Source organism: Acidobacteriota bacterium, from assembly GCA_003225175.1.
Lineage (GTDB): Bacteria > Acidobacteriota > Terriglobia > Terriglobales > Acidobacteriaceae > Gp1-AA112.
In genome coordinates, this window is the sequence record QIBA01000034.1 from 76,202 (window position 1) to 89,659 (window position 13,458).

The following is a 13,458-nucleotide window of genomic DNA, read 5'->3' on the forward strand; positions in this document are numbered from 1 at the left end:
TCCTTTTCCAGAATGCGTCGCTGCCGCTCGCTGCTATTTCTGCCAGTTGGTTCTCCTGGTCTAATCAGATGAAATCGGCGAGTTGCACACACTTCGCTCCTCGATACATGTCACCCGGGAGGAACCCCATGCGCGCACGAATACCATCGCTTTACTTGGTCATCATTGGTGGCCTGCTGGTGGCGTGTTCCAGCAAACCTAACGACGACAAAATCGCGCAGGAGATTCAGGGCAAAGCTTCGGCCGATCCCATTGCGCAAGGGTCGGAGCTCTACGTTAATTCGGATAAAGGAAGAGTAACCCTTACCGGTAAAGTGAAAACTCAGGCTGCGCGAGAGCAACTTGAGAGCATTGCGAAGCACGAGCCTGGGGTTGTCAACGTTGACGATCAGACTTCGGTCGAACTTACTTCTACAGCAACTTCAGAATCAACACAGTTAGCTTCCTCCTCCGGCAGTGCAGCGCCTGCGCCAGAGATCGCGCCCCCCCCACCGCCGCCTCCGCCTAAGCCACTCGTCGTGCCTGCCGGAACAACGCTGACAATTCGCACGAATCACGCCTTGGGAAGTAAGACGAGTCAAACTGGCGGGGTGTTCACAGGGTCCCTTATGACTGCTATCACCGTCGATGGAGAAGTAGTCATTCCAGCCGGATCGGAAATCACCGGAATCGTGAAGGAAGCTAAGAAAGCCGGGCGCTTTAAGGGAGGAGCCGTCTTGAGGCTGGCACTGCAGTCTGTCACGATCAATGGCCATCCCTATAACGTTCAAGCCGAAGAAGTGGCTCAGACCTCAACTGGCAAGGGCAAGCGAACGGCGGGGGTCATTGCTGGAGGCACCGGCGTGGGTGCCGCAATTGGAGGGTTAGCGGGTGGTGGAAAGGGAGCGGCGATTGGCGCTCTCACTGGCGCAGCGGCAGGCACTATTGGCGCTGCGACAACCGGCAAGAGAGACATTGATCTACCAGCGGAAGCAGCTTTGAGTTTCAAGTTAACTCATTCGCTCACGCTCAGGCGAGCTTAACCAAAGGCCGGACTCCATTCAGCCCAAAGATGGGTAGAGGAGCTCGAATAGGAGAAGCGAAATGAAAGTAGCACAGCAAATCATACGCAAGTTGATGACCTTAGTCTGCGTAATGTTAATGGTCCCGGGAGACACCTCGCTACGCGCCCAGGAGAACGGGCAGGAACAAGCTAAGATCTCAAATGAACAACTTGATTCTTTAGTTGCTCCTATCGCTCTCTATCCTGATCCACTGCTGGCTCAGACTCTGGCGTGCTCTACTTATCCGCTCGAAATCATTCAACTTCAACAGTGGTTGGGAAAAAACAAGAATCTTAAAGACAAAGCTCTCGTTGATGCGGTGCAAAAACAAGATTGGGATGCGAGCGTTCAGGCCATGGCGGCGTTTCCCGATCTAGTCAAACAGCTTTCTGAAAATATCAAGTGGACCACCGACTTGGGCAATGCGTTTCTGGCACAACAAAGCGACGTTATGGACGCAGTTCAACGAATGCGCGTAAAAGCCAAAGATAACGGCAATCTAAAGTCCAACGAGCAGCAAAAGGTAGAGACGAAGGTTATCGAGAGTAAAAGTGTTGTCGTAATACAGCCATCTTCTCCCGAAGTAGTCTACGTGCCTAGCTACAATCCCACGGTTGTTTATGGCACACCTGCATATCCGTATCCTCCAATCGCGTATCCACCTCCGGGGTACTACGCAGCGGGAATGGCGATTTCATTCGGTGTTGGTATGGCGATGGGAGCAGCTTGGGGAGGCTGTTGCGGCTGGAATGCTGGATGGGGAGGGAACAACAACGTTTATGTCAATCGCAGCAATAACTTCGTAAACAACTCCAATCGCAATTACAACCGGCAGAGCGTTAATCGGGGGAATGGCAATACATGGCAGCACAACCCGCAACATCGCGGGGGTGCTCCGTACTCGAACGGCCAAGTTGCTTCAAGATATAACGGCACTACTCGAGGATCTTCTGCAGCGACTCGTCAAGCAAACGCACGCCAGAATGTTCAACGGTCAAGTGGTCGTACGCAGGCCGGCACTGTGGACCGTGGCGCCCAGAACAGTTTCAGAGGTGGCGGTGACCGGGGTGCGTCGGCGGGGACCATGGACCGCGGAAGCAGAAGCGGTGGTTCGGGTGGTGATCGCGTCGGTAATCGAAGTGTTTCTCCCTCTTCGGGCTCTCGCGCGTCGGGTGCCTTCGGAGGCTCGGGGGGAGGCATGAGCGGTAGTTCGGCACGGGCCAGCAGCCAGCGCGGCGCTTCTAGCTTCGGCGGTGGAAGTAGAAGTGGAGGCGGTGGCAGCAGAGGCGGCGGTGGTCGGAGAAGGTAAACAGTGTCAAGTGATTAGTCTAAGCACATGAGAATGAAAATGAAAATGTCGAATGTCGTCACATACAGGCTCCTAATATGTTCACTGTTTTGCCTAGGCGCTGCAACGCTGTGCGCTAAACCTCAAGAACAAGCTACCGGGCCCATTCAGCAGAAGTCGTTTGCTACGCCTCAGGTTGCCGTGGACGCTCTCATCCAAGCGGCAGCATCGTATGACGTACCCGCGTTGCTGGCAATTTTCGGTCCCGATGGGGAGGACCTTGTTTCTTCCGCCGATCCCGTTCGCGATAAGAATGCTGCGAGCGCATTTGCTGCCAAGGCAAAAGAAAAGAATGTGGTGACCATCGACAAGAAAAACCGAAATCAGGCCACTCTTTTACTCGGTAATGACGCTTGGCCGTTGCCGATCCCTCTAGCCAAGAAGAATGGAGCGTGGTACTTCGATGCCAAGGAAGGCCATGATGAGGTCCTTCGCAGGCGTGTTGGCGCAAACGAGTTGGACGCAATCCAAGTCTGTCACGGTTACGTCGAGGCTCAACATCAATACGCTGCTCAGGCCCACGATGACATCAATCAGTACGCCCAGAAGATCATCAGCTCTCCAGGTAAACAGGATGGCCTGTACTGGAAAAACGAAGACGGCAGCTCCGGAGGCCCGATCGGTGAGGCAGTAGCGCGCGCAATCCAGGAGGGGTACACCTCCAAGGGCCCATACCACGGTTACTACTTCAAGATTCTTAAGGGACAAGGCCCAGCAGCACCACTAAGTCGGCTCGACTATGTTATTCAAGGAGTAATGATCGGTGGATTCGCATTGGTTGCCGTGCCGGCTGAATACCGAGTGACGGGCGTGCAGACATTCATAGTCAATCAAGATGGCACGATATATCAAAAGGACATGGGTCCTGATTCGCTTCAAATCGCCAAGCAGATGGATTTATATGATCCCGATAAGTCGTGGCGACCAACCGACGATCAATGGCCGAAGTCTGCGACGGGAACTCAAGTAGCTAAAACAACGAATTAAATCAGTCCCTGGCAATCGGGTTGGCTACTAAGTAAAGCTCTGTTGAGATGATCGCTTGGCATGATCTTCGCGCGCTCCTGCGCGGGCTTGGATAGAAATGCTACTCCGAGCACGTCAGCGAGAATCTGCAATCACTGTCGATAATTTGTGTGGCCCAGCAAGTCCTGGGACCGCTGACGCTGTCGGTCTTTTCTCTTCCTGTACCTCTACGGATCATCAGTTCTTTCTGGGTGGGCTGCTGAATGGCCGACGAGGCCGCTCGCGGCGGCCCCGCCGTAGCTGAACAATATGCCGCTGAGCACTATTGTTACAGCCGTTCGGTCACTCTAGAAAATGTTATCAAACATAGCGACTAGGACAAGTTACAGCGCTCGGCGGCGACCGGATAATCGCTGTTACTCTTGTCAGTATTCATTCCACTCACCTTATCTGAGACTCTCAATTGCAAAACCAAGCTGACATTCTTTACTAGCCCCGTGATGCCAGCTGTAGGAGAGTATTCCATGCTCAGAATCAAAACGACAGCTGCTATTAAGAAGAGTCTTCTTGTGCTCGGAGCGATGCTTCTCACAGGCATTGTCGGGATCGCTCAAGAGTATCCAAAGGCAGAGCTCGCCCTGGACTACTCCTATCTTCATTTCGCGCCGGCCCAGCAATTTACTACGAATCACAGTATGAATGGCGGCGGCGGAGCATTCGTTTATAATTTTGCCAAGAATTTTGGCGTCAAGATGGATCTTCAGGGGTACAACGGCTTCACCAACACATTCAATATTCCTGCCACTGCAGCGCTTCCATCGGGAGCAAACGGATCGGTCTCAGGCAACCTGTTCACATATTTGTTCGGGCCGCAACTCAAATTTCGCGGCCAGCACGTGCAGCTCTTAGTGGACGCTTTGGCCGGCGCAGCACACAGTAATGTTTACGGCAATGCCTTTAAGACGCTCTGTCAGCCAGTGGTAGGAGCATGCACTGGCGTCTCGGGTTCACCTTCAAACAATGGATGGGCTATGACGCTCGGCGGCGGACTTGATTTCCCAATCAATCGCAGAGTGTCGCTCCGAGCCGTTGAGGTTGACTACTTGTTGACCCGATTCGGGAACTTCTTTACGCAATCCAATGCTAATCAGAACAACTTTCGTTATTTAGGAGGGCTCAATTTCAACTTCGGCCTTCCGAATCCTGGCGTGCCCTCAGCTTCTTGTGTTGGACATGACTTAGAGGCTCTTGCAGATGATCCACCGCTTGGAGTATCGGTAGAGACGGCCGACTTTAATCCGAAGCACCCGCTTACCTATCAGTGGGAAAGCACTGGCGGCAAGGTGGTTGGCGATGGGTCTTCCGCGAAGATCGACGTTGCCGGTGCGGAACCTGGGACGTACCAGGTCACATCGAGAGTGACTGATCCAAAACAGAAACAGAACAATATCGCTTCCTGCAATGTGGCCTTCACCGTGAGGCAACCGCGTCCACCCGTAGTGAGCTGTTCCGCATCGCCGAGCAGTATTGTTGCCGGTGCGGCAACGCCAATCACCATCAACGTTCAGGGCAGTACTCCCGATGGTCGTCCCATTCAGTCGCGAAAGTTTTCCGCGAGTGCAGGATCGGTGCAAGAAGGACAGACCAGCGCCGGCGCAACAGCAGGCGAGTGGGCATCCGTTGCTACTTTGGACACATCCGGCGTGCAGCCCGGCAAGCTTGATGTAAATGTGGGCGTCACCGATGCACGCGGCCTGAGTTCAAGCTGTCTGGCTTCTGTCGATGTGCAGGCGCCACCGCCGCCACCTCCTCCTCCAGTTGTGGCTCAGAGTGAAGTTGGCAAATGCGACTTCTCAAATGGGAAGAAGCCTGGGCGTGTGGACAACGCATGCAAGGCCGCCCTGGATGACGCTGCCCTCAAGTTGAAGCGTGAACCAGATGGCAAGCTTGTTATCGTCAGCTTTGCTGACGCGAGCGAAGAAGCCAAGACGTCACAGCTTGGCGGTCTGCGCGCGTTCAATGCAAAGAGTTACCTCACTGCTGGTGAAGGAGGCCAGGAAATCGACGCGTCACGCATTGAAGTTCGCAAGGGCGACGGAGAAGGAAAGAACGCGATCCTGTACTGGGTGCCCGCAGGTGGCGCATTCACCGGCGACAATACTACTCTGCTCGACGAAGACCAACTCAAAGCACTTGCTCCTACGGTAATTAGAAAGGCAAGAAAGCAAGCAACAGCGGCAGCACTTCGATAGGTAACCGACCGATTTACTTGCGCCTGTCAACCAGCAGTATGCGCAAGCCCCATAGGCCCCCGCGGTATCGTTTTGCGGGGGCCGGTAGCGGGGGACTTCAGCAAAAGATCTGCTCTGCGTTCATCTACTTGTTTCATCTCCAGAGAACCCTTCCAACGCCTGAGCACGACCAACTGCCAGAAATGCCAGTTTCTGGCGATGGCGCGAATTGCAACACTAGTTTCATGAATCTCGACTATGCGCTGTCCTCTGCAGTTATACCCCTCAAAGATCGAAGCAATGGTCACAAGCATGACCACCAGACGGCTAAGTTAAAAAGAACCAAGTACGAGCAGGAGCTCCACAAGCTTCAAACCAAACTGGTCGAGATGCAGGACTGGGTAAAGTCCACTGGCGCTAAGGTTGTAGTAGTTTTCGAAGGCCGTGATGCCGCCGGCAAAGGCGGAGTGATTCATCGCATCATGGAGCGCGTTAGCCCACGCGTCTTCCGACATGTCGCGCTGCCTGCGCCAACTGAACGCGAGAGGTCGCAGCTGTATGCGCAGCGATACATCAAAGAGATGCCGGCCGCCGGCGAGGTTGTCCTCTTCGACCGCAGCTGGTACAACCGCGTTCTGGTAGAGCACGTGATGGGGTTTTGCACCGACAAGCAATACGATGACTTTTTAAGAATGTGCCCACCCTTTGAAGCCCTTCTCAAAAACAACAGCATCATAGTCATCAAATATTGGTTTGAGGTCAGCGAAAGAGAGCAGCACAAAAGGTTCCTCAGGCGAATCGAAGATCCAATGAGGCAGTGGAAACTCAGTCCGATGGATCTTGAGTCACATCGTCGCTGGTACGACTACTCGCGTGCTCGGGATGGGATGTTTGCGGCGACTGACACGCCGGAGTCGCCCTGGTACGTTGTGCAAAGCGACAATAAGCGGCGTTCTCGACTGAATTGCATCAATCACCTCCTTACTATGGTGCCGTGGAAGCAAATTCCGCATGCCAAGGTCACACTTCCAAAGCGGCAAAAGCCAAACGGGTATGAACCGCTCGATTGGCCTTATCGTTTTATATCCGAGAGATACTAAGTAATGACGAAAGCAGATGCGATCGCAGAAGCTTGCGAATCACGGCTGAACGAACGATCCTCGCAATCGTCCATTGTGGCGGGAGTAGCGCTTGTCAGTGTGGGAATTCTGTATGTTGTTGCTCTCGGGACTGCGGCGTGGCTGTGGCCATTTTGGGTTGGAGGGTACTAGCTCCGCTATGAAATAGTCTCCAGCCGTTCTACTCAAATTTCGAGGCCTGCCCGGAACAGACGTGACTAGCCTCGAGATGCTGATTCAGTTAAACAATGAATTGAATGAATCGGGAAATAGAACTTCACTTTGCGCGAGTAGCCGATCCCGTCATGGATCTCTTTGATCGCGCGGATTTCTGGACACCGTGAGCGAAAGACGATTTTTCCAGGGATCAATTCCGCAGTTGCGCAATTTATCGAAAAAGGACGGCTAGAAGCTCGGGCTGAAAGCGCGTTAGCGTCAGGCCTTATTCAAGGTTCTATTATCTCCACAAAAGACACCCGCAGCCTCGAAACTGCGGGTCAGAGTCCAAAGCAACTTATCCTGCAACCAGTTCGCGTGTCAGCCGAGCGCTCAGTTCGCCCTTGGAGGTATGGAGCCAATCGGCGGCACTTAGCCGAGCGGACACATCGAGCATCCGAGCTATAATCCCCGTCCAGCCGGTTTGATGACTGGCGCCAAGGCCCGCGCCATTATCCCCGTGAAAGTACTCGTAGAACAGTATGTAATCCTTCCAGTATGGGTCCTCTTGAAACTTCTTTGTGCCGCCATAGAGAGGACGTTTACCGCTGGCATCAGGAAGAAAGATATTTGAGAGTCGGTGTATGATCTCGTGAGCAACCTCAAATAACGTCATGTATGTTCCGGACCCGGTAGGGCACTCAACTTTGAAGTCCTCGCCGTAGAATTGATACAGATTTAGCAGCGCTCGGATCAGTAGGGCATTTACCGGCATCCATACCGGCCCGCGCCAATTGGAGTTGCCGCCGAACATGCCGTTGTTCGATTCCGCAGGCAGGTATCCGACCTTGTACTCATGCCCATTTAGATGAAACACGAACGGATTCTTCTCGTGGTAGCGCGAGAGCGAGCGGATGCCATACGGACCGAAGAACTCGTTTTCGTCGAGAAGGTACGACAGAACGCGTTCCATCTTTTGCTTGTTGCAGACCGCAATTAACCGGCGGTCCGCGTATCCCACAAACTTATCATCGGCAGGGGCAACATGTTTGAGCAGTTCGGGATGGCGCTTCTTGAAGATGTCAATCAGTTCAACCAACCGTGGATGGCGCGCCAGTGCTCCGCTTGGTTCGAGCACCGTGGAAGCGCATAGGGGAAGCAATCCGACCATGGACCGGACCTTGAGCCGCATGGATTCCCCATTCGGCAGGTGAAGCACGTCGTAAAAGAAGCCCTCGGTGGTGTCCCACATCTCGTCATGGCTCGCTCCAATTCGATCCATGGCATATGTAATCCAGAGGAAGTGCTCCAGAAATCTGAAAGCAACATCCTCGTACATCGGGTCGTGATCCATCAGGATGAGCGCGATTTCCAACATGTTCTGACAATAAAACGCCATCCATGCGGTGCCGTCCGCCTGATCGAGGTGCCCGCCTGACGGCAGTGGAGCACTGCGGTCGAAGACTCCGATATTATCCAATCCCAGGAACCCTCCGGCAAAGACGTTTTTGCCCTCTGGATCTTTTCGGTTGATCCACCAATTGAAATTCAGCATCAGACCCTGGAACGAGCGTTCCAGGAAGCGTACGTCTGCCCGGCCGAGGTCCTTTTCGATGTTAAAAAGGAACAATGTTGCCCAGGCATGTACCGGAGGATTCACGTCGCTGAAGTTCCACTCGTAAGCGGGAAGCTGCCCGTTGGGGTGCGAATAAAGCGTGCGCAACATCAACAGCATCTGCTCCTTTGCGAAGTCGAAATCTACCATTGAGAGCGCAAGCGTGTGAAAGGCGAGATCCCATGCCGCATACCACGGATACTCCCACTTGTCGGGCATAGAGATAATGTCGCTGTTCAACATGTGGAACCAGTCGCGGTTCCGGACGTTGCGATGATTTTCTCCCATTAAGGGATGGGCTTCGTGTTCGGCTAGCCATCTATCGAGATCAAAGTGGTAGTACTGCTTACTCCACATCATTCCAGCCAAAGCCTGGCGATGGATGAGGCGTTCCTCCTTGCTCAAGGAACGTGGGGTGATTCGATCGTAGAATTCATTCGCATCGGCGATGCGCGCCGCGAAGATCTGATCAACTCTGCTAATGGCGTCGAGACCTACCTTAGCGCTCAACCTTAGCCGGACGACCTCACTTTCCCCTTTTGGTACGCGAAGAGCGTACACTGCCGCCGCTTTCGTGCCGAACTTGCCCGGATTTACCGCTTCTCTCTTACCGGAGATCAAGTACTCATGAAATCCGTCTTTGACATACGGTGACGCATTTGATCCGCCCCACAACCGTACGGCGTTGGATTCATTTTCTGTAAACAGCAGCTCAGGGTTTCCCTCACAGTGTAGGACTCGATCGCCAAGCTGGGCATGCGCCGCAAAAATCTTTCCTCCGCCATTCAGTTGGCGCAGCGAAGGTCTATTGGTACCCTCCTCCCATGACCAGGTATTGCGAAACCAGAGCGTCGGAACTACGTAGATATCTGCATCTTCCGGTCCCCGGTTGTGCACCGAAATACGGATAGCCAAATCCTCGGGACTCTCTTTCGCGTATTCAACGAAAACATCAAAGTAACGATCGTCATCAAAGATACCTGTGTCCAGCAGTTCGTATTCCAACTCTTCGCGAGATCGGCGACGATTCGTTTCGACTAAGTCGCGGTAAGGAAATTCCTGCTGCGGATACTTATAGAGGTACTTCATATAAGAGTGCGTTGGCGTGCTGTCGAGATAAAAATAGTATTCCTTAACGTCCTCGCCGTGATTACCTTCACTGTTAGACAAGCCGAACAAGCGTTCTTTCAGAATGGGATCGCGTCCATTCCAAAGAGCAACGGCAAAGCACAGTTGTTGTTTATCGTCTGAGATCCCGGCAATTCCATCTTCTCCCCACCGATATGCGCGAGAACGCGCCTGATCATGAGTGAGGTAGTCCCAGGCATTGCCGTCGTTACTGTAGTCCTCACGCACCGTGCCCCACTGGCGCTCGCTGAGGTAAGGTCCCCACTTTTTCCAGGGCACCCCGTTCTCACGTGCATGGTTGAGCCGCTTTTGCTCCGTTGTTTCCGTGTATTCAATCGGTATTTTTTGTATCGGGTTCATTGAGTAAGTTCCTGTTTGGGGACGAACTGAGTCGGCAGGCAGACGAAGTCCATAGATGACTGCATTGGCAACTCGCTGGCGCTGCGAAGCTCTAAGCGTCGGATCCAAGCCCATTAAAAATCAAGAGCTTGCATCGCTGAACTGTCAGGATTTACAGCGGGCCCTCAGGCGTTATCGAACGAATCCTCGGACATGCTGTCGGAACGACCGCAGAAGTGGAGATCGATAGATCGGCATAGAGGACAGGTTGCTGTACTAAAACAAACGTCTGAATCGATCCAGACCAATGAGTCGCAGAGGAGGCAGCGCCAAAGCGTGCAAGCTTTGCGCGCTACAGGTTCGGAAGATCGCGTCATCTCGGTGCGAATCATGTGTGCCTCCCGTATGCTTGAATTTCAACTAAGAATCACACACAAGCTGCTTCTCGAGGTGCTGTCAAGAATGCCGTACTGTCAATGCTCACAGGCAAGACACAAGCGCAATCAATCACAGGCTTTGCTGAACGAACACAAGGAAAGTTGATTTTCATTCTGTTGCAATTAACAGTTCCGAAACGACTGGGGCATGGAGCAGCATTTCGTAAGCTGAGCGGGATAGCCGGGCCGCAACGCGAGCAGTTGCGGTATTTAGGGGAAAATTCCGCGACTCGGGAACCGCACAGGCGCTCGCTCAGCTTACTCGCGTCATCTGCAAAACGCCTGGAACCCTCCCGCACGCATCGGATCACGGCACTTCAACCTTGCTCCACCACTAATCAGATATACCTGGTTCAACTCTTATAAGCTATTCGCCGGCCGGAAAGCAGACTGTGAATAGTAAACTGGGCCTATTCGTGGCTTTCGGTGACTGGATATTAGACGCGACCTTCCTCTCTTGCCAGTATCAGTCGGAATGTGGTTGGTGCAATCTACAACTTCGACCGCTGAGCGGAAGGGACGGATTCATGAATCGCCCTTGCATTCTGCTAGCCGACGATAATTCCAGCATTCTCCAACTAGCTCGTCGGCTTCTGAACACAGAGTTCACAGTAGTTTCTTCCTTGAGCGACGGTAGAACCGTGCTTAGCGAAGTACAAAATCTCCATCCAGATATCATAGTGCTCGATATTTCAATGGGAGAGCCGAACGGAATCGAGGTCGCCCGCAGTCTTCGAGAGAGCGGCTGTAGCGCCAAGATTCTGTTTTTAACTGTTCATCAGAGTCTGGATTATGTACAAGCCGCTCTCGCAGCGGGCGCTTGCGCCTACGTAATCAAATCACGTATGAACAGTGATCTCGTGCCGGCGGTAAGGGCAGCGTGTTCGGGTCGCTTGTTTGTGTCACAACCCCTTGCCGCGCGAAACGACTGCAATGTTCGGCAGTAGCGTCGGGGTCCGATAACGAAAGCAGTGGGCAACTCCGAAGGAAGTTGAATTGATTAAGCGATCTGCCATTAATCGCACTCAAGCCACTCCTGCGCGCACTTGATGGACGTTGCCGTCAGCAAGTGGCACACGGACATCAATTTGGGTGCCGTACGCAGGATCAGATTGAATTGATATCGTGCCCTGAGCCAGGGCGGCTCGCTCTCGCATGCTAATCAGCCCGATACCGTTCTTGCTCAACGCGGCTTCGACATCGAACCCCTTGCCGGAGTCGCGGACGTTTAGGCCGATCTCTTCTGCCGTTCCTAACAGCTTCACTTGGAAGTGCCGGACACCGCTGTATTTCACAGCATTAGTCAAACCTTCCTGCAGGATCCTGAACAGGCAAATCGAGATCTCTGGCGATATCGAATTGGGAACATCGGCTCCGGCAAAATCAATCTTGACCTTGTGCTGGTCCGCCAATTCTGTGCAGAAGCTCTTGCAGGCAGCAACAAGCCCGAGATATTTCAGCTTGGAGGAGTGGAGGCGGTGAGAGATCGCCTGGATTTGTGATCCAACATAATGTATGCGATTCAGAACGTCGTCAATATATCTCTGAGCCTCAGGGTCTAGACCGGAGAACTCCTTTGGGTGGTCGAGTTCAATGGCAAGCAGGGCAATTTGCTGACTTATGTCGTCGTGAAGTTCTCTCGCAATGCGGGTGCGTTCCTCTTCTTGCGCCTCAATCAGCCTGCGACTAACGCTTGAGAGCGCTTCTTCTGCAAGTTTGCGCTCGGTTAGATCGAGGCACGAGCCCATGTAACCCTCGAAGGTTCCATTGGGATCAAATCTTGGTACGCCGCTATCAAGAATCCATCGATACTGTCCGTCATGCCGGAGCAGCCTGTACTCCATTTGGAAGCCCTGACGCCGATCGAAGGCTCTAGTGTAAGTCTCCATGCACCCGCGCCGATCTTCAGGGTGAACACTTTCCGCCCACCCGTTTCCTAACTCTGCCTGAAGAGGCCGCCCCGTGAACTCAAGCCAGGAATGATTAAGGTAAGTGCAAAGCTTATCGGTGCCCGACATCCAAATGAGAACTGGAGTGGTATTGGCTACCGAGCGGAAGCGCCCCTCACTTTCGCGCAACTTCTGTTCGACGTGCTTAAGCTCAGTGATGTCTATCGCCATACCCAGCACTCGTTCTGCATCGCCATTGCTTGAGTAGCAGAACTTTCCCCTAGATCTGACCCAGCGCTCGGTTCCATCATCGCGAACCACACGGAATTCGGCGCCATACGGACTTCGGGTTAGCCTGGCATCAGCAATTGTCTTCGACACGAACTCACGATCTTCGGGGTGAATCCGATGCATGAAATCGTCGATCCTCCCAACAGAGTCGCGTGATGCGATTCCGAAAAGATTTTGCAGATTTCCGAAGCGACGACTTCGTCCGCTTTTGAAGTCCCAATCCCAGACCCAGGAGTCGCCCACTTCCATCGCCATTCGCAATCGCTCAGAGGTAACGGCAGTCTCGGCCTCTGCTTTTCTTCGTCGCGAACGCTCCCACACCAGGCGAGTAATAAGGAGCGTCTGAAAGAGCATCAGCGAAATGCCACCTATGATGTACGACTTGTAAGATTCCCCAGCTGTTGGCCCCCGATACAATCCAAGGCTCGTTAGGGGAAGGTCACTGTGCCTGAGCCTCCATCGATACGTTGGACGTGAACCAAACATGACATCCGGAATACGACGAACTTGGCTTATCGGCGTAGCGGAGCTGGTTGGGCATAGCAGACCGCTCGCGATCAACAAGACTAGCGCCAACTCGAGCATACGCCAGGCACGCACACGCTGTCTGATTAAGCATTCGCTGTGCAGGCGTGAGTGCATAATTGCGATCGCAGCGACAATTCCAAGCGGGAGCCTCATAAACAGCCTCGAATACCGGTAGCCAGAACTTCTGCACCTAGTTTGCAGCAACCAAAAATCGACGTAACTCTACCCCGATTCGGGATCAATTGCACTGATTTTAAGGCGGCAGCCAGCGGCATTTTGGTCCGTCAAATTTCGTCTGCAGGGCACTGAACATTCACAAATTAAAATCCATGCCTGCATAGCAGGACAACCACTGGCAGAACTAGCAGC

The 13,458-nt window shown here is 53.2% G+C and carries 8 protein-coding genes; 6 read left to right on the plus strand and 2 right to left on the minus strand.

Annotation, left to right across the window (positions count from 1 at the left end):
• The first annotated feature begins 68 nt into the window (after positions 1-68).
• The 5 genes from DMG62_05600 to ppk2 all read left to right on the plus strand — a co-directional run bounded on the left by DMG62_05600 (position 69) and on the right by ppk2 (position 6,688).
• Entirely contained in the window at positions 69-1,022 is a 954-nt protein-coding gene (locus tag DMG62_05600) for a hypothetical protein (protein PYY23927.1), read from the plus strand.
• Between the two features lie 94 nt (positions 1,023-1,116).
• Positions 1,117-2,352, plus strand: coding sequence for a DUF3300 domain-containing protein (locus tag DMG62_05605; GenBank protein ID PYY24024.1), 1,236 nt, complete (start codon positions 1,117-1,119; stop codon positions 2,350-2,352).
• A 33-nt stretch (positions 2,353-2,385) separates the two neighbouring features.
• Entirely contained in the window at positions 2,386-3,378 is a 993-nt protein-coding gene (locus DMG62_05610; GenBank protein ID PYY24025.1) for a DUF2950 domain-containing protein, read from the plus strand.
• Positions 3,379-3,881: 503 nt separating this feature from the next.
• On the plus strand, positions 3,882-5,609 hold the full coding sequence (locus DMG62_05615; GenBank protein PYY23928.1) for a hypothetical protein: 1,728 nt from the start codon (positions 3,882-3,884) through the stop codon (positions 5,607-5,609).
• A 224-nt stretch (positions 5,610-5,833) separates the two neighbouring features.
• Positions 5,834-6,688, plus strand: a complete 855-nt coding sequence (ppk2, locus tag DMG62_05620; protein ID PYY24026.1) for a polyphosphate kinase 2 — start codon at positions 5,834-5,836, stop codon at positions 6,686-6,688.
• 532 nt (positions 6,689-7,220) lie between these two features.
• Here the strand turns inward: ppk2 and DMG62_05625 are convergent.
• Positions 7,221-9,965, minus strand: coding sequence for a glucosidase (locus DMG62_05625; protein ID PYY24027.1), 2,745 nt, complete (start codon positions 9,963-9,965; stop codon positions 7,221-7,223).
• A 943-nt stretch (positions 9,966-10,908) separates the two neighbouring features.
• Between DMG62_05625 and DMG62_05630 the strand changes: the two genes are divergently transcribed.
• Positions 10,909-11,328, plus strand: coding sequence for a hypothetical protein (locus DMG62_05630; GenBank protein PYY23929.1), 420 nt, complete (start codon positions 10,909-10,911; stop codon positions 11,326-11,328).
• Between the two features lie 78 nt (positions 11,329-11,406).
• Here DMG62_05630 and DMG62_05635 read toward each other — a convergent pair whose 3' ends face one another.
• Entirely contained in the window at positions 11,407-13,242 is a 1,836-nt protein-coding gene (locus DMG62_05635; protein ID PYY23930.1) for a hypothetical protein, read from the minus strand.
• Positions 13,243-13,458: the final 216 nt, after the last annotated feature.